At 72.9% G+C, this 16,824-nt stretch carries 12 protein-coding genes and 1 pseudogene; 4 read left to right on the forward strand and 9 right to left on the reverse strand.

The genetic code is table 11. The features are described from left to right. Positions 1 to 2: 2 nt before the first annotated feature. From QC029_RS20200 to QC029_RS20230, 7 genes are all read right to left on the reverse strand, one after another. The gene (locus QC029_RS20200; RefSeq protein WP_279557118.1) at positions 3 to 1,238 is read right to left on the reverse strand and encodes an NAD(P)/FAD-dependent oxidoreductase; all 1,236 of its coding nucleotides are present in this window, start codon (positions 1,236 to 1,238) and stop codon (positions 3 to 5) included. A gap of 47 nt (positions 1,239 to 1,285) precedes the next feature. After that, positions 1,286 to 2,887 carry a class I adenylate-forming enzyme family protein gene (locus tag QC029_RS20205; RefSeq protein ID WP_279557119.1) on the reverse strand — a complete coding sequence of 534 codons (1,602 nt, stop codon included), beginning with the start codon at positions 2,885 to 2,887 and terminating at the stop codon, positions 1,286 to 1,288. A 40-nt stretch (positions 2,888 to 2,927) separates the two neighbouring features. After that, on the reverse strand, positions 2,928 to 4,400 hold the full coding sequence (locus tag QC029_RS20210; RefSeq protein WP_279557120.1) for an AMP-binding protein: 1,473 nt from the start codon (positions 4,398 to 4,400) through the stop codon (positions 2,928 to 2,930). 84 nt (positions 4,401 to 4,484) lie between these two features. Then, positions 4,485 to 6,599, reverse strand: a complete 2,115-nt coding sequence (pabB, locus tag QC029_RS20215; RefSeq protein WP_279557121.1) for an aminodeoxychorismate synthase component I — start codon at positions 6,597 to 6,599, stop codon at positions 4,485 to 4,487. 57 nt (positions 6,600 to 6,656) lie between these two features. Further along, positions 6,657 to 8,036: a 3-deoxy-7-phosphoheptulonate synthase class II gene (locus tag QC029_RS20220; protein WP_279557122.1), complete on the reverse strand. Its 1,380-nt coding sequence runs from the start codon at positions 8,034 to 8,036 to the stop codon at positions 6,657 to 6,659. Positions 8,037 to 8,088: 52 nt separating this feature from the next. Further along, complete coding sequence (locus QC029_RS20225) at positions 8,089 to 9,465, reverse strand: aldehyde dehydrogenase family protein (protein WP_279557123.1); 1,377 nt, start codon at positions 9,463 to 9,465, stop codon at positions 8,089 to 8,091. Beyond that, positions 9,465 to 10,550 (reverse strand): AMP-binding protein, encoded by a 1,086-nt coding sequence (locus tag QC029_RS20230; RefSeq protein ID WP_279557124.1) that lies wholly within the window; start codon positions 10,548 to 10,550, stop codon positions 9,465 to 9,467. The genes QC029_RS20225 and QC029_RS20230 overlap by 1 nt, the downstream gene beginning before the upstream one ends. 426 nt (positions 10,551 to 10,976) lie before the next feature. On the opposite strand from QC029_RS20230, the gene QC029_RS20235 reads away from it, so the two are divergent. The 3 genes from QC029_RS20235 (at position 10,977) to QC029_RS20245 (ending at position 13,242) form a co-directional block, all read left to right on the forward strand. Then, positions 10,977 to 11,462 (forward strand): carboxymuconolactone decarboxylase family protein, encoded by a 486-nt coding sequence (locus tag QC029_RS20235; RefSeq protein WP_279557125.1) that lies wholly within the window; start codon positions 10,977 to 10,979, stop codon positions 11,460 to 11,462. 116 nt (positions 11,463 to 11,578) lie between these two features. Continuing rightward, positions 11,579 to 12,103, forward strand: coding sequence for a hypothetical protein (locus tag QC029_RS20240; protein ID WP_279557126.1), 525 nt, complete (start codon positions 11,579 to 11,581; stop codon positions 12,101 to 12,103). Further along, positions 12,100 to 13,242: an FAD-dependent monooxygenase gene (locus QC029_RS20245; protein ID WP_279557127.1), complete on the forward strand. Its 1,143-nt coding sequence runs from the start codon at positions 12,100 to 12,102 to the stop codon at positions 13,240 to 13,242. Before QC029_RS20240 ends, QC029_RS20245 begins: the two co-directional genes overlap by 4 nt. Positions 13,243 to 13,390: 148 nt before the next feature. Here QC029_RS20245 and QC029_RS20250 read toward each other — a convergent pair whose 3' ends face one another. After that, on the reverse strand, positions 13,391 to 14,461 hold the full coding sequence (locus QC029_RS20250; RefSeq protein ID WP_279557128.1) for a ParB N-terminal domain-containing protein: 1,071 nt from the start codon (positions 14,459 to 14,461) through the stop codon (positions 13,391 to 13,393). A gap of 532 nt (positions 14,462 to 14,993) precedes the next feature. On the opposite strand from QC029_RS20250, the gene QC029_RS20255 reads away from it, so the two are divergent. Further along, positions 14,994 to 15,524: a MarR family winged helix-turn-helix transcriptional regulator gene (locus QC029_RS20255; protein ID WP_279557129.1), complete on the forward strand. Its 531-nt coding sequence runs from the start codon at positions 14,994 to 14,996 to the stop codon at positions 15,522 to 15,524. Positions 15,525 to 15,674: 150 nt separating this feature from the next. On the opposite strand, the pseudogene QC029_RS31215 reads toward QC029_RS20255, so the two are convergent. Continuing rightward, a pseudogene (locus QC029_RS31215) lies at positions 15,675 to 16,595 on the reverse strand (DsbA family protein); the annotation flags it as partial. Positions 16,596 to 16,824 lie beyond the last annotated feature (229 nt).

Below are 16,824 nucleotides of genomic sequence, written 5' to 3' on the forward strand. Positions count from 1 at the left end.
GGTCAGTACCGCCCCCGCGTGTTGGTCGGAGCCCCGGTGCGCGGGCCGTAGGGAGCCCGCTCGAGCCACTCCCCGCAGGACGGCACGACCGTGGAGAGCGCGGCCCCGGCGGCCTGCCGCAACCGGGTGACGCGGTGGCGGGGCCGCAGATGGGCCAGGGCGGTGCGGGCGGCCTCGCTGTTGAACCGGGCGGCCTCCCTGCGCGAGTGGGCGAATGCTTCGACGAACTGGGCCCGCTCGGCGGGCTCGGCGAGGGAGCGGGCGACGGCCTCGGCAGCGGCGACGGAGTCGGCGATCCCGCTGTTCATGCCCCGTGCGCCGAAGGGCGGGAAGAGGTGGCAGGCTTCCCCCACCAGCAGGACGCGGTGCTCGGAGTCGGTGAAGGTGTCGGCGACGACGTGCAGGAAGTGGTAGCGGGACACCCACAGCAGCCGGTCGGCGTACCGCTCACCGACCACCTTGGCCACCCAGCTCCGGGCCGCGGCGTCGTCGGCCCAGTCCTCCGGGCGGTCGCCGTCCTTGCACTGCAGGTCCATCTGGAAGCCGCCGGCGAACGGGACCCGCATGACGCTGCGCCCGCCGAGGGCGGGGTGCTCGTAGGTGAACACCCGCTCCAGCGGGAGCGGATCGTCCGGGTCCTCCTCGATGTCGACGACGACGTGGAAGGCCTCGGAGCGGTCGCCCGACATGGTGATGCCCTGGGACCGACGCACCTCGGAGCGCGCCCCGTCGGCGCCGATGACGTACTGGGCGTGCCATGTGGTGCCGTCCGCCGTGACCACCCGGGCCCCGTCCCGGTCGGTCTCCACCGCGGTGACCGGCGCGTCCCACCGGAAGACGACGCCGGCCTCGCGGCAGGCTGCCATCAGGTGCCGCTCGGTCTCGACCTGCCGGAGGCTGGTGAACGGCGGGGTCCTCCCCTCGTCCTGCGGCCCCTGCGGATAGGTGCGGGCGAAGACCTCCCTGGTGCGGTAGACGGTGCGCCGGGTGGGCCAGGTCACGCCGTTGCGGATCAGGGTGCGGTCCAGTCCGGGGCTGATGCGGCCGAGCAGCTCGAGCGACTCGCGGTGCACGAACAGGGCGCGGCTGCCGGGTCTGATCCGGTCCTCGGGGTCGGCCTCCACGACGGTCACGGGCAGGCCGTGGCTGCGCAGGGCCAGTGCCGCGGTGAGCCCGACCGGTCCCGCGCCGATGACCAGCACCGGATGGGGCCCTCGCTCGGAGGGGGTGTGGGGCATGGCTCCTCTTCCTCGGTCTCGTCCTGGGTCTGGTCCGGGCACGGCGCTCAGCCGGCGGATCCGGCGTCGGACGTGTTCTTCTCGCGCTTCTCGTGGAACATGCGGGTGATCTCGACCCGGCGGACCTTCCAGGTGGAGGTGCGCGGCACCTCGTCGAAGGGCCACTGCACCGGCTCGGCCAGGGCCGGGAGGTCCGCGGTGGCCTTGGCCCAGCGCTCGGGGTCGAGCGGCGCGTCGCCCCGGGTGCACACGACCGGGACCGGTTCGCCGTCGGGCCCCGCCACGATGATCACTTCCAGCAGCTCGTCCAGGCGGGACATCAGGATGTCCTCCAGCTCCAGGTTGCTGTCGATGTCACCGATCTGGTCGATCTCCCGGTCGATCAGGTGCAGCTTGCGGAACCTGCCGAGGTAACCCATGTCCCCCAGCCGCCACCAGCCGTCGTTGAAGTTGTTCAGGAAGCGCTCGTGCTCGCCGAGGTAGGTCATGATGCGGCCGCGGCCGCGCAGTTCGAGGTGGCCGGACTTGCCCCTGGCGACGGGCCTGCCGCTCTCGTCGACCACGCGCAGCTTGATGAAGCCCGGCAGCACGTAGCCGACATCGCGGCCGTCGTTGCGCGCGGCGGTCTTCCTGGTGTACCAGGCGCCCGAGATCGGACCGGTCTCGCTCTGGCCGTAGAGCTGGACCAGGAGGGGCCGGGGACGCCTGGAGGCGGCCAGCAGCCGCTGGATGGTGCGCGGGTGGATGGCGTCGAAGGTGCTGCTGTAGTACCGGACGCTGGACAGCGGCGCGCCGGGGGCGTCGACGAGGTCCTCCCACTGGATGAAGTTGTTCGGGTGGGTCTCGACCAGGCCGGGCCGGTGCCGCCTGAAGACCGGCGCGATCTTCTCCGGAGCCGGGTCGGCGAGGATGACCAGTGGGTTCCCGTAGTTGAGGAAGACCCCCAGGGAGTGGAAGAAGCGCGAGTGCACGAAGGACATGCACAACGCGACCGTCTCCTTCTTCCGGATCGGCCAGGCGATGACCTGCTGCGGCAGCAGACGGTGGAAGAGCGCCTGCGCGGTGTGGACCATCAGCTTGGAGACGCCGGTGGTGCCCGAGGTGTGGGTGATCAGGGCCGGCTGCGAGGGGTGCAGTTGGACGGAGGGGCGCCGGGCCGCCCCGTCCAGCTCGCTGATCAGGGGCAGGTCCTCGTGGGGCCCGGTCCCGGCCAGTACGGTGCGTCGGGTCAGGTCCCGCACCGGGACGCCGTCCAGCGGGCCGGTCAGCTTCTCGGCGTCGGTGATCAGCCAGGGCTGGTCGAGGCGGCGCAGCAGTTGCTCCACGATGTCGCCGGGGAGCGCGGCGGAGAGCATGACCGGGACCGCGCCGGCCCTGGCCACCGCGCAGGCCAGCAGGGTGATGTCGAAGTTGTCGCTCTTGTGCACGGCGACGCGCTCGGAGGGACGGACCCCCAGCTCCCACAGCCGGGCCGCGAGGTCGTCCACCACGTCGGCCAGGGTGGCGTAGGTGAAGGCGGTGCCGAGGTCCGGGAGGGTGGCGAGCGGAACGTCGAGGGTGACGGGGACGGCCGGGTGCTTCTCGGCCGCCCTCTGCCACATCTCACCGAGGTAGAAGGCCAGTTCCGGAAGGCGGGCGGGCAGGATCATGTGTCGGCTGCTTTCTGCGCGTCGGATCGGAGGTCGGCTGTCACCAGGAGCCCTGGCGCACCAGGAAGCGCCGGAGCTTGCCGGTGTCGGTACGCGGCAGGGCCGGGACGAACGTCACGCTGCGCGGCACCTTGTAGGGGGCCAGGTGGGTGCGGGCCAGGGCGAGGAGCTCCTTCTCCAGGAGGTCCGGGTCGGTGACGTCCTGCCCGGGGACGACGAAGGCGCGCAGTTTGGTGGCGCCTCGCTCGTCGCCGACGGAGGCCACCACGACGTCGCGGACGGCCGGGTGGCGGGCGATGACCCGCTCGATCTCGACGGGGGAGAGGGTGATGCCGCCGACCATCTCCAGGTCGTCGGTGCGGCCGAGGTGCACCAGCGTGCCGTCGGGGTTGCGCACGGCGCGGTCGCGTGTGTTCAGCCAGCCGCCGACGAGGATCCTGGCGGTCTCCTCGGGCAGCCCGAGGTACCCCGGCGTGACCGTGGGACCGCGCACCCACAGCTCACCGGGCTCGCCGTCGGGCAGGACGCGGCCGGAGGGGGCGCGGACCTCCGCCGCGAAGCCCGGCACCGGGCGCCCGATGGTGCCCGGGACGTGGAAGGAGACGCCGTTGGTGGCGATGGCGTGCCCTGCCTCGGTGGAGCCGAGCTGGTCGAACAGCGGGGCTCCGAGGAAGGCGGTGGCCCGTTCGGCGAGGTCGGCGCCCAGCCGTTCGCCGGCGGTGACGGCCGCGCGGACGCTGCGGAAGTCCTCCGGGTCCGCCTCGGCCAGCAGGTTGGCGTACGCGGACGGCACCGCGTACAGGTACGTGACCCGGTGGCGTGCCACGAGTTCGGCGATCCGCCCCGGCCGCGGCGGGCCGGGCGACAGCACGGCGGAGCACCCGGAGTACAGGGGGAACGCCAGCGAGTTGCCCAGGCCGTAGGCGAAGAACAGCTTGGACACCGACAGGCAGACGTCGTCGGGGCCGACACCGAGGACCTGGGCGCCCGCCCCGGTGTAGTAGGTCTCCAGGTCCCCCTGGCGGTGGATCACCCCCTTGGGGCGTCCGGTGGTGCCGGAGGTGTACTGGATGTAGAGCGGATGGTCGGCGTCCACCTGCGCTGCGGCGGCGGGGGCCTGTCGCTCCGCCAGTTCCAGCAGCCGTTCGCCCGTGAGGTGGGCGACGTCGGGGAAGTGCCCGGCGATCGCCTCGTCGGATACGGCCAGGGTGGCCTGGCTGTCCTCGGTGAGGTAGCGGTGGTTCTCCTCGGTCAGGTTCGGGTTGAGCAGCACGGCGGTGGCGCCGAGCCGGGCGGCCGCGAGGAAGCAGACGACCCAGGCGACGGTGTCGGGCAGGGCGATCACGACCCGGCGGCCGGTGGTGACGCCGTGCTCGGCCAGCACGGACGCGGCGCGGGCGGCGAGATGGTGGACCTGCCCGTGGGTGACGGTCCGGTCCTGCTCGTGGTAGGCGGGCCGGTCCGCCCATCCTCTCCCGGCGGCTGTGGCCGCGAGGGCTTCGGCCATGTTCATGTGGACTTGCGCTCCTGTCGGTTCATGGGCCGGAGGGGCGGGCCGGGGCTCGCCCCCGGGGGTCGACCGCCCGGGCCCGGGCGGTCACACGGCGGCGGTTGCCTGGGCGCGGTAGGCCCGCAGCGGGGCGGACGCCTTGAGGACCATCTCGTCGAACTCGTCGTCCGCGTCGGAGTCGAGGACGATCGCGCCGCCGGCACCGATCCGCCACCGGTCGCCGATCCTGACGGCGGTCCGGATGACGATGTTGAGGTCCGCGGTGCCGTTGGTGGAGAGCAGGCCGATCGACCCGGAGTACACACCGCGGGCCTCGGTCTCCAGCTCGTCGATGATCTCCATCGTGCGCAGCTTGGGGGCGCCGGTCATCGAGCCGCCGGGGAAGCAGGCCCGGACGGCGTCGATGGCGTCGGTGCCCGGACGCAGCCTGCCGCGGACGGTGGACACCAGCTGGTGGACGGTGGCGTAGGTCTCGGTGGCCATCAGCCGCGGTACGTGGACGCTGCCGACCTCGCACACCCGCCCCAGGTCGTTGCGGAGCAGGTCGACGATCATCAGGTTCTCCGCGCGGGTCTTGGGACTGGAGGCCAGCGAGGCGCGCAGCCTCTCGTCCTCCGCCGGGTCGGCGCCGCGGGGAACCGTGCCCTTGATGGGCTTGGTCTCCACCACGCCGGAGCGGTCGATGGTGAGGAACCGCTCGGGTGAGGAGCTGGCGATCTCCAGGTCGTCGTCCAGGCGGAGGTACGCCCCGTAGGGCGCGGGGTTGGCGCGCCGCAGCGTCCGGTAGTAGTCGTAGCCGTCGCCGTCGGCGGGCAGCCAGGCCGAAGTGGTCAGGCACACCTCGTAGCTCTCGCCGGACCGCAGCTTCCGGTCGATCTCCGCGATGCGCGCCCGGTACTCCTGGCGGTCGTGGGTCAGCCAGGGCTCGGCGGAGGTGCCGCCCGCCTCGGTGGGCGGCTCGGGCGCGGACAGCGACAGGACCCGGGCGGTGGTGGTCTCCATCCAGTGCCGGGCCTCCGCCTCGACGGCGGGACTGCCGTCGCTGAGGGCCAGCAGGTAGGTGATGTCCTCCTGGTGGTCCACGGCGATGACCCGGTCGGCGAAGATCCAGGTGGCGTCGGGGACGGGCGAGGTGTGCCTGTTCACCGCGCCGAGATCGCCCTTGAGCTCGTACCCGAAGTAGCCGACGTAGCCCCCGGTGAAGTCGAACGGGACGTCGGGGACGTCGGTGCGGCGCCGGTGCAGCTGTCCCTGGAGGTAGTCGAAGACCGTGCCCGGGACGCGCACCGGCGCCTCCCCGGTGCGCGTGACCTCCACCGCGCCGTCCCCGACGCGGTATCGGACGACCTCGGACAGGGGGCCCGCGGCGTCGCCGAGGAAGGAGAAGCGGGACCGGCCCGGCTCGACGTGCGCACTGTCCAGCCAGAAGGCGGGGGCCGACGACCGGGCGTACAGGTGGGTGAAGACCGCCTCGGTGTCGACGGCCGTCTCCAGGGTGCGCAGGTGGACGCGGAGGCCGGCGGCCGGCTCACCGGGTGTGACGGGGAGGCCGGCGGCGGGCTCGGCCCTGGTCGCCGGGGCGGCGGGGGAGACGGTGACCGCCGGCCTCTGCCGGGTCTTGCGGTGCGTGAGGGCGAAGTCGCGCAGATTGGCCATCATCTGGCGGCCGTGCTCGGTGCAGACGGACTCGGGGTGGAACTGCACTCCCCAGACGGGTCGGTCGCGGTGGCGCAGCCCCATGATGACGCCGTCCTCCGCCCACGCCGTGGCGACGAGGGTGTCGGGCAGCGGCTCGGCCACGTGGAGGGAGTGGTAGCGCACGGCTGTGAAGTTCTGCGGGAGCCCCTCGAAGATGCCCTGGCCGTCGTGCTTGACGCTGGTGAGGAAGCCGTGCCGGGGCTCGGGGGCGGGCACGATCCGGGCGCCCTCGGCCTGGCCGATGCCCTGGTGCCCCAGGCAGACCCCGAGGACGGGGATGTCGGCGGTCTCCAGGATGCGGGCGGAGACCCCGAAGTCGCGGGAGCGGCCGGGATGGCCGGGCCCGGGGGATATCGTGACGCAGTCGAAGGCGGACAGGTCGATGTCGGCGGCGTCGGGCGAGTCGTTGGTGACGACGGTCGGCTCGACGCCGTTCACCTCCGCGATGAGCTGGTAGAGGTTGTAGGTGTACGAGTCGTAGTTGTCGATCAGAAGAGTTCTCATTACACGGCTTTCTGAAGAGTTATGGGACTCGGCCGGCAATGGAGCGAGTGGGGGCGGTCATCCCCGGGCGATGAGTTCGGCGACCCTCTGTGCGGTCAGCAGTGCCTGGCTGTCGTTCAGGCGGGGGTCGCACAGGGTGCGGTAGGCGCGGGTGAGGCCCTCCTCCGCGGTGGGGCCTCCGGCTCCCAGGCACTCGGTGACGTGGTCGCCGGCGATCTCCAGGTGGATGCCGCCCGGCCACTGCCCGGCATCGGTCATCACCTCGAAGAAAGCGGTGACCTCGGCGAGGATGTCGCTCATCCGCCGGGTCTTCACGCCGTTCGAGGCCGTGAAGGTGTTGCCGTGCATGGGGTCGCAGACCCACAGCACGTCGTGGCCGGCGGCGCGTACGGCACGGGAGAGCACCGGCAGCCGCTCCCGGATCAGGCCGGCGCCGAAGCGGCTGATGAGGGTGAGCCGGCCGGGCCTGCGGTGGGGGTCCAGCCGCCCGCAGAGCTCGGTGAGCTCCTCGGGGGTGATGCCCGGGCCCACCTTGCAGGCCACCGGGTTGGCTGTCCGGGCGAGGAAGGCGACGTGTGCCCCGTCCAGGCGCCGGGTGCGGTCGCCGATCCAGGGCAGGTGGGTGGAGAGCAGGTAGTGCTCCCCGGTGTGCGGGTCGCGCCGCACCAGCGTCTGCTCGTAGTCCAGCACCAGTGCCTCGTGGCTGGTCCACAGGCCGGTCCGGCGCCAGGAGCCGTCCACCTTGACGGTGCGGCCGTAGTCCCGGATCACCGAGCGGAGCGTGCCGTCGTACGGGCGGGTGGGGACGGCGTGCGGCGCGGCTTCCTCCCAGGTGTGGGGAAGGAGTCCGGACACCGTCTCGTGCGCGATGAGGTGGAGTTCGTTGATGACCGCGCGTGCGGTGCGGTAGGCGGTCAGCATCCGGCGCGGGTCGGGGACCCGGGCATCGGGGTGCGGCGCGGCTTCGTTGACCATGTCTCCGCGGTAGACCGGCAGGGTACGGCCGTCGACGGTCTCCTGCGGCATGGACCGCGGTTTGGCGTGCTGCCCGGCGATGCGCCCCACGGTGAGGGTGGGCAGATCGGCGCGGGCGCTGATGGTCTCGGCCATCCGGCCGATGATCCGGTGCTTGCCGCGGACCGCGGCGAGCCCGGCCGCCCCCGTGGGTTCGGCGCAGTCTCCCGCCTGGAGCAGGAAAGCCCGGCCTGCTACGGCGTGGGCGAGGGCCGAGCCGAGCCGGCGGACGTCGGCGGGCGCGGTCAGAGGGGGCTGGAGGGCGAGCTGGTCCTGGACGATTTCCGCCAGGGCGGGATCGGGCCATGCCGGCTGCTGAGCGGCCGGCAGGTTGCGCCAGTCCGTGCCGGGCGGGACGCGGAGGTCCGGGGCGGGACCGGATGCGGTGGGACTGACATGGCGCGAGGATGCGGTGAGGGTCACGGTTCCTCTCTCCGTCGGCGCGGCGGCCGACCGCGGGGGCCGTCGGTGGACGTCAGCTCTCTGCCTCTGCCGTGACCAGTCCCTTGGGTTCGAGGAGGAACTGGGCGAGGCTGCCGTCGTGCGGTGTTTCGGGAAGACCGGCCCAGGGCTTGACCCGGCCGGTGACCACCTTGCGGACCGACGGCTCGCGCAGGACCCGCGGTGCCAGGGAGGCGTGCTCGTCGGGCAGGCTGACGACCAGGGAGTCGCGCAGCGGGCCGGTGCCGTCGTCCTGGCTCCACGGGGCCACCACGACGAAGGGGAAACCGAGTTCGGTGCCCGCCGGGGAGGCGTCGGGCCTGTCCACGGACACGACCACGGGCCGCAGGACGGCGGTGCCGTCGCCGGGGTCGGCGATCGGCGACCCGCCGTAGCGGGCGCTGCTGTGGTCGACTGCCTTGGCGGTCAGCTCGGCGAGGTACTCGGCCATGGCCTCCCCGTTGCCGCGGCTGGTGGCCGGCAGCGTGGCGCGCTCGTCCAGGACCGGCAGCACCGGCAGGGCCGCGAGCCGTTCGGCGAGTGCCTCGGCGAGGGGCTCGACGGGGCCGCTGGTGAGGACCAGGGAGATGTTGTTGCAGCGCACTCCGCCGTCGTCGGCGATCCACCGGACCAGGTCGTCGAGGAGGCCGTCGTCCTGTGCGGCGCCGGATCCGACGAGGGCTTTGCTCCGGCCGGGGCCGCGGACCAGGACGTCGCCCCGGCCGGCGTAGCGGGCCGCGGCGGCCGGGCCGCCGTAGACCAGGCCCAGGTCCGTCTGGGTCAGCAGGTGCTCGCCCATGTCGTGCCCGCCGGGCAGGAACGCCGCCTTGTCGGGGTCCAGTCCCGCGGCCAGCAGGGCGGCCAGGAGCCGGCGGGGGGTGAAGGGGTCCCTGCTTCCCGGCCGGACGAGCACGCTCGTGCCCATGGACAGGGCGCGCACCCAGGTGACGTTGGGCTCGGGGTGGTTGTTGGGGACGACGGCGGCCAGCAGCGAACCGCGCGGCACCCAGTGCGTGCTGTAGCCGGGCACCTCGAAGGGCGCGGGCAGTTCGGCCCGGTTGAGCCGCTCGACCATGCCCAGCGAGTCGCCGATGCCGTCGATGGCGCGGGTGATGGCCCCGGCCGGGGTACCGGTCGCCATGACGACCCGGCGCCGGTACTCCTGGGGGGTCTCGCCCTCCAGTTCCGCGGTGGCGAACAGCTTTCCGGCGGTGGCGAACAGCTCCGGAGGCGGTACGGAGGCGTCCGCGGCGGCCCGGACGCGGTTGAGGGCCGCCTGGGCGAGCAGCCGCGGGGCCAGCCCGACCGTGGCCAGCGGCGTGTCGTCGAGGGCGGTCAGTTCGGCGCGGTCGCGGCTGTCGGTGCCGCGGCCGCCGATGACGGGACCGATGAAGGGCTGCCGGTCCGACATCAGTAGACCCCCTCGACGACCTTGGGAGCGTCCGCGCTCCGCAGGGGGGCGATGTCGGCGAGGCCGTCGACGTCGTCCCCGGCGGCCGGCCGGACGCGGATGGCGGTGTCGCGCTCCAGCAGGTTCGGCAGGAAGAGGTCCCGGCTCATCTGGTGGACGAGCACCTGGCCCCGTTCGCCGTAGGCGACCGGTTCGCCCGTCTGCGGGTCCAGGAGCTCGACGATCGACTGCGGGACGTAGGGCCGGAAGACGCAGGGGTGGGTGTCGCTCTCCTCGCGCGGGCGCTGCGGGGCGACGCCCATCATGGTGTTGCCGTATATGGCGGCGACCGTGGCGTCGGGGAAGAACGTCTCCTCGATCTGGTGCAGCGTCTCGGGGCTGATGCTGGTGCCGGCCCACAGGATGGCCTTGAGCGAGCCGGCCAGGCGCTCGTACAGGCCGGAGCGTGCGCACACCGCCTCCAGCACCGGCGGGGTGATGAAGAGGACCGCGATGTTCTGGGTGCTGACGATGAGTTCCATCTGGTCGAGCAGGTACTCGCGGTACTCGGCGGCCAGGTCCGTGCGGCCGGAGCCGATCAGCCGCTTCACCCAGCGGGGGTCGAAGTCGAGCGTGAAGCACATGCCGTCGCGCAGTTGGGCCAGGCGGCGCACGCTGCGGCCGACGGCGTGGGGGCCGGTCGGGCCGACGTGCAGCCAGTGCCCGCGCTCGGGGAAGCCGTGCTCCGCCAGGACGGTGCTGACCCAGTCGATGTTCCGGATGCGGGCGGTGCTGTCGACCACCCGCTTGGGGGCGCCGACGGTGCCGCCGGACTCGAAGACCTCGAAGCTCTGGTCCTTCAGGCCCGCGGGGATGAGGTCCTCGACGGGGACCGTGCGCAGATCGTCGCTGACGTCCGGGAAGCGGCGCAGGTCGGAGATCTCGGCTATGTCGGTGAGCGGATCGAAGTCCAGAGACCGGGCCCTGGCCAGCCAGAAGGGGGAGCCGGTCGCGGGGTCGAAGTGCCAGCGCAGGATGTCGCGCAGGTACTCGGCGGGCTTCGGCGGTTCGCCGTCCTGCGCTGGGACGTTTGTCAGCTCGGTCATATCCGTCCAAACTGGTCGTCGGTCAGCCTCTGGAGCGTGCCGGGGACCGGCTTCCGGGAGTGGGACTCCCCGGGGGCCGGGTCCGTGGCCCGCCGGCGGTGGTGCGGACACCCGGGGGCCGGAATCCGCGGAGCCGGCGGTGACGCCGTGCCGTACGCAACGGCCCTTGGGTGTGTTGCGAGGACGCGAGAGGCCGCGGTGGGGTCGGGATGCAGACAAGTGCACAGGGGCACGGAGGGGCCCGGCACGGGATCGCCGCCCCCTCAGCGCGGAATTTAACTTTTCAGTGAGGTATCTGGGCTGTCAAGCGCCGCCGGGCGGCCGTGCACACCCCCCGCCGCGCGGCCGTGCGCGGTGGGAGGAGGGTGTCCACCCGGCGTGTTGCACACTGGTGCAACCGCCGGTGGTTCTCCTAGCGTTCGGCCTATGACCACCAAGATCAGCGAGCGCTTGGACCTCACGAAACTCTCCTCCGCCGCCTACACGACCATGGGCCGCCTGTACGCCACCGCCGACAAGGCGGCCGAGGAAGCCGGACTGGAGTCCACCCTCCGCTACCTGGTGCAGATCCGCGCCTCCCAGATCAACGGATGCGCCTTCTGCATCGACATGCACACCATCGACGCCCGCAACGCGGGGGAGACCGAGCAGCGCATCTACGCGCTGAACGCCTGGCGGGAGACCCCCTTCTTCTCCGAGCGCGAGCGCGCGGCCCTGGAGCTGACCGAGGCCGTGACCCTGGTTCACGACGGCCAGGTGCCGGACGAGGTGTACGAGCGCTCCCTGAAGGTCTTCGGCGAGGAGCAGCTGGCCCAGCTGATCTGGGTCATCGTGACGATCAACAGCTACAACCGGCTCGCGATCGCTCAGCGGCTGGTTCCGGGCAACCACGCGCCCGCGTCCTCGTCGTGACCCTCCCCGGTCCGACTCCGGGTGCCGTGGCCGCGCAGCCGGCCACGGCACCCGCCCTCGCAGCGCCCCCGGGCGGCGTCCCGCCGCGGGGCATGCCGGCGGAGGAGTTCACCGATGTGTTCACCCGCCGCCTGCTGAGTCTGGCCGGGTCGACCACGGAACTGCTGGAGGAGCGCCTGGGGTGCAGGCTCCGGCTGCGTGTCACCGCCCAGAGCACGGCCGCCGCGCCGCCGTCCACGCCCGGTCGCGTCCCCGGCGGGTCCCGCCGGTTCCGCGAGCCGCACGCGGATGGGCCGTACCTGGTCCGCCACAGCGAACTCGTCGGCCCGCGCGGGCTGGTGGTCTCCCGGAACCTGGTGACCGGCCGGCTGCCCGGTGATCCCCGCCTGGCCGGAGCGGTCACCGGACGGACCGTCCCGCTCGGAATCTCCGCGGCGGTGCGCCGCGCCGCGCCGCGCCGGGTGCCGCTGGAGATCGCCCTGTGCCCCTGGCCGGGCTCCCCATCCGCCGTTTCCGCCGTACGGCGCGCCTACCTGCTGTCGCTGGCGGACGAGGCGCCCCTGTACGTCGAGGAGCGCTTCAATCCGGCCGTCGTCCCCTCCGCGCGCGCCGCCCGCGTCCCGCACGGTTGCGCACGGTGACCGACGTCACCGTGGTGGGCGCGGGTCCGGTGGGCCTGAGCGCCGCTCTCGCGGCCAAGGCCCGAGGCCTGGAGACCGTCCTGCTGGAAGCCCGCCCGCGCGGGGAGGCACGCCCCGGCAGCCGCGCCCTCTTCGTGCACCGGGCGACCCTGGACCGGCTGTCGGACATCAGCCCGGGGCTGGGCGAGGCCGTCGCGGCGCGGGGGCTGGTGTGGACCACCAAGCGGACCCTGTGGGGCGGGAAGCAGGTGTACGCCCGCAGCTACGGAGCCTCCGTCCGCCCGCCCTTCACCAGCCTGCCGCAGGCGGTGGTCGAGGACCTGCTGCGCGAGGCCTGCGACCGGGCGGGCGTGGTGTCCGTCTGGGGGGACCCGGTGGTCTCGGTGGCGCCGCGCCGTGACCGGGTGCTGGTGCGCACCGGCTCGGGCGCCGCGTACGACGCCGCGTACGTCGTGGCCGCGGACGGGGCCCGGTCGCGGGTCCGCGAGCAGGTGGGTGTGGCGCTGGAGGGCTCCACCACGGCCGCCGAGTTCGTCGTCGTCGACGTCGCCGACGGGCCGGAACCCGCCCCGGCCGAGCGCGTCTTCCACTACCGCCACCCGGCGGCGGGCGGACGCAACGTGCTGCTGGTCCCCTTCCGCGGCGGCTGGCGCGTGGACGTGCAGTGCCGTCCGGGCGACGATGCGCGGCGGATCGCCGAGGCGCCGGCCCGGTGGCTGCCCGGCGTCCTGCCCCAGGTGCCCGACGCGCGCGTCACCTGGGTGTCGGTCTACCGCTTCCAGCAGCGGATCGCGGGCAGCCTCACCGACGCCACCGGGCGCGTACTGCTGGCCGGCGAGGCGGCCCACCTGCTGCCGCCCTTCGGAGCACGCGGGATGAACTCCGGGATCACCGACGCGGTGGAAGCCGCCCGCGCCGTGCACGAGGGGAACGCCGGGGAGTACGCGCGGCGCCGGCGGAACGCCGCGGAACGCAACGTGCGGGCCGCGGGCGCCGCCCTGGACCACCTGCTGGCCCGGCGTCCGGGACAGCGGGCGGCACAGCGGGCGGCGGCGGCCGTGGCGCCTCTGTGGCCCCGGGCCGGCCGCTGGCTGGACGCTGCTCCGTACGGGCCCCGGCTGCGCTCCGTCCGGTACTGAGCGGCCACCGGGCGACGGCACGGAGAGGTCCGGGCCGGGGAGGACCCGGAGCGTCGTGCTTCCACCGCTCCGGGCCCTCCCCGGCTCTGTTTGTCGGGGGTCTGTCGGAGGCCTGCCAGAGGTCTCCCAGAGATCCGCCGGGGGCCTGTCAGAGCCCCCGTTCTCCGACCCGGTCGGCGAACGACTGCCACGTCCGGGCGCACTCGAGCGCAAGGTCGGCGACGACGCCGGTGCGGTGCGCGGGCACCGCGCCGGCCAGGGCGTCCCACTCCTCGGACGACATCAGGAGGAGGCCGAGCAGGCGCAGCAGCCGGCGTCCCGCCTCGCTCTGCCGCAGGGCCGGGTCCCGGCAGAGTCTGCGGTAGAGGGCGACCGGGTCCGGCGCGGGCTGCGCGGCCTCGGGCGGTACGCAGCGGTCCGCGGTGTCCTCGGCCGCCAGGTCGGTGCGGGACCGTATGACGACAGGCCCGCCCGGCTCGGTCCCGCACGGCACGGACCGCCGGGGGACGGGGGCGGGCTTCTGGTGGCGCCGGGGCACGATGTCCTCGCCCCGCTGCATCCGGTCGCGCACGTCCCGGACGGTGCTGGGGGAGAGCCTGGTCCGCCTGGCGATCTGCCGCAGGGACATCTCGGGGAAGGAGGACAGCAGGCGGCTCGCCTCCTTGCGGGCCTGGGCGGTGCTCAGCGGACGCACCCGTCCGTCCCGGCCGACTCGCGCGTCGGCCGGTGCCGGGGCCTCCGGCAGGCTGCGCCGCAGCGAACTCACCTTCTGCGCGGACAGCCCCGTCACGGCGGCGATCGCCCGGTCGGACCAGTGCGGATGCGAGGCCAGGATGCGCAGGGCGGCGGCGGAGCGCTCCGCGAGCTTCAGCGGGAGCCCGTGGGCGATGTTGGACTCCACGGCCAGGACGAAGGCGTCCTCCTCGCTGCCGTCGAAGAACCGCGCCTCGATCTCGGTCCGGCCGCGCAGGACGGCGGCCCGCAGCCGGTGCATGCCGTCGATGACCCGCATGGTGGGGCGGTGCACGATGATGGGCGGAAGAGCCTCCCCCGTCATGGCCAGGACGCGTAAGTGCTCGGTGTTCTCGAGGACGGCTCGCGGCGAGTCGGCCGTGCGCAGGAAGTCGACGGGCAATACGTGTACCGCGCTGAGGAGTTGTTGGCGCGGACTTCCGAACTCCTCCACCACTCCGTCCGGTTGTGCGGACTTGGCGGTCATTGTCGGCATCCTCCTTGTGGCCCCATCCCGGCGGCGGGATGATCGCGGTGGGCGGGACTGGGTGTGAGCGGTGAGCGACTGTGCGTCGCGCGCAGTCGCCCACCCGGGACTCCGCTCGGAGGCGTCGGTCGGCCACCGGCCGTCGCACTCCGAAAGAAAGTCGTCACGATGAGCTATTCGAATCGGTCATTGTAGGCACGGACGCGCTTGAAGGTTCGCGGGAACAGGTAGCACTCCTTCGGTTCGCCGTCGCTCGTCGGCGGACGGCATGGCCGTGTGCGACACGCGGGACGGCGCCCGGGGGAGCGGTGGGCGCCTCCTCTCCGTGCGAATTCCTCCGGGAAATCCGCGCGCGGGGGAGCGGTCGGCCGCGCGGCGCCAAGAAAAACATGGAAATTTCGAGAAAGGTTACTCTTGCTCGGAAAGCGCGACAAAGAAGACGTGTTCTGTGGGATGCTCCCGGAATCAGGGCAAAGAGGCAAATAGGACAATGGGTGATAGGGTGGGAATTCCGTCGTGCGGAAGGGAGACCATGGCCGGCTCAACGCTTCTGGAACGCCCCGACATGCCGGATCGGCTGGCGCGGCACGTCATCCGCCTGGCCCAGTTGCTGGACGCCGCCACCGACGACGCCGCCGCCGACGCCGGCCTGACTCGGGTCGACGCGGACGTACTGCTGGCTCTGTACGCGGCTCCCGGGCAGCGCCTCAGTCCGACCGGGCTCACCGTCGGCTGCGGACTGTCGTCGGGAGGCACCAGCAACATCGTGCACCGTCTCGTGGCGGCCGGATACGTCAACCGGGAGGCGAACCTGTGTGACGGACGGAGCTCCTGGGTCCGTCTGACGGAGGAGGGCGCCCAGGTGGCCGGGCTGGTGGCGCAAGCGGCGGCGGCCGCACGCGCACGGCTGCTCCGCCGTCTGCCCGAGGGGATCGCCGAGAACCTCGCGCAACTGGTGGAGGCCGCACTCGACCGCCTCGACGACCATGCCGTCCCGCCGTCCACCGGCCGGTCGGCCAGGCGCGGCCGCCCGCTCGGCAAGGGCGCCCGTTCCGGCGAGTGAGAGCCGTCCGCTTCCGGAGCCCTCCAGGAGCCGGCGAAGTTGTTCCGTCGTCGGCACCCCCTCGACGCGCAGGTGCCCGCCGGTGATCGTCGGCGTCAGGACGACCGGGGACTCCGTCCCCTCCGGGGCCGGCCGGTGGCGCTCGGCGTACTCCCGCGCCGTCACGGCCGCGTGGAACCCGCCCGGATCGAGGCCCGCGCGGTCCGCGAGCCGCTCCAGCGTCGCGAGGTCGCCTATGTCGGCCCGCTCCTGGAAGTGGGCGGAGAAGACCTGGTCGCTGTAGGCCTCCCCGCGCCCGCGGTCACACGCGTACAGGTATCCCAGCGAGGCCGGCCGGGTGTCCGGCACCGGCTCCGGCGGCGTTTCGCCGACCGGAACGCCGAGCCTTTCGGCCAGGGGCAGGACGGTGTGCTCCCATATCCGCTGCGGAAGGGCGGATTCCTGCATTTCGGCCTGTCGTTCGAAGGGGTGCGACCGGATCCGCGCACCCGCCTCCAAAGCCGCCTCGCGGAGCAGTCGGCGTGTGAGGAAGCTGAACGGGCAGGAATAGTTGAACCAGAAATTAATTTCCAGGGTCATCGGGCGTGTCCTTGTCGTCCCCCGTTTTCGCCCTCGGCGAAAACACAACCGGCGTGATCGGTTGGCGTCCACTCGTGTTCTCCGGGGTATCCGGCCTCGCCGCTCCGGACGCACGGACGGCGGCGAGGCCGATGTCACGGCGGTGACACGCCCTGGAGGGAAGACGGCGCGGGCAGTCCTGGTACGGCATTTCCCCGCGTGGTCGCGGGGGCTGCGATCACCCGCCCCCGGGGCCGGGTGACATCGCCTTCCGGTGAACTGTCCGGAGGCAGGGGCGAGCCGGGTGGCGGTGCACTCCGCGACGGCCTGGCCGGTCGGGTTCTCTGCATCGGGTGGCGTCCGCTTCCGTAGTGGGCTGCTTGCGCCTGTCAGAATATTGTCGATATTGGTGGCCTTCAAGAGTCCGAACGCGGGTCGGTCTTTATTCTCGAGCAGCGCGGACTTGTTAGCGGGTTTTCGGGAAACGCCGATCTCCGGGCATGGAAATCCCATATGTGCAGAAGGTGGAATCCCCCTCGTCGCCGGCGGCCCGCCGCGCCGCGCGGGCGACCCGGCCCCGGTCCGCCGGTCACGGTCCGCCGGTGGACCAGAGGATCCACGCGCGAGTGGACCATCGACGGACCACCGGCTCGTCTACGGTGCTGACGAGCCCGGGGCCTCAGGCCCCCGTCCGGCCTTCCGCGACAGGTCCGGCTCGCCCTTCCCCCTCGCCTCCGACGCC

The sequence above is a fragment of the Streptomyces sp. DH37 genome (assembly GCF_029813835.1).
Lineage (GTDB): Bacteria > Actinomycetota > Actinomycetes > Streptomycetales > Streptomycetaceae > Streptomyces.

Bases quoted from the DNA above. Each gene is read 5' to 3' on its own strand.
- QC029_RS20205 (WP_279557119.1), bottom strand. From the start codon at position 2,887: ATGATCCTGCCCGCCCGCCTTCCGGAACTGGCCTTCTACCTCGGTGAG.
- QC029_RS20225 (WP_279557123.1), bottom strand. From the start codon at position 9,465: ATGTCGGACCGGCAGCCCTTCATCGGTCCCGTCATCGGCGGCCGCGGC.
- QC029_RS20200 (WP_279557118.1), bottom strand. From the start codon at position 1,238: ATGCCCCACACCCCCTCCGAGCGAGGGCCCCATCCGGTGCTGGTCATC.
- QC029_RS20210 (WP_279557120.1), bottom strand. From the start codon at position 4,400: ATGAACATGGCCGAAGCCCTCGCGGCCACAGCCGCCGGGAGAGGATGG.
- QC029_RS20250 (WP_279557128.1), bottom strand. From the start codon at position 14,461: ATGACCGCCAAGTCCGCACAACCGGACGGAGTGGTGGAGGAGTTCGGA.
- QC029_RS20255 (WP_279557129.1), top strand. From the start codon at position 14,994: ATGGCCGGCTCAACGCTTCTGGAACGCCCCGACATGCCGGATCGGCTG.
- QC029_RS20235 (WP_279557125.1), top strand. From the start codon at position 10,977: ATGACCACCAAGATCAGCGAGCGCTTGGACCTCACGAAACTCTCCTCC.
- QC029_RS20230 (WP_279557124.1), bottom strand. From the start codon at position 10,550: ATGACCGAGCTGACAAACGTCCCAGCGCAGGACGGCGAACCGCCGAAG.
- pabB (WP_279557121.1), bottom strand. From the start codon at position 6,599: ATGAGAACTCTTCTGATCGACAACTACGACTCGTACACCTACAACCTC.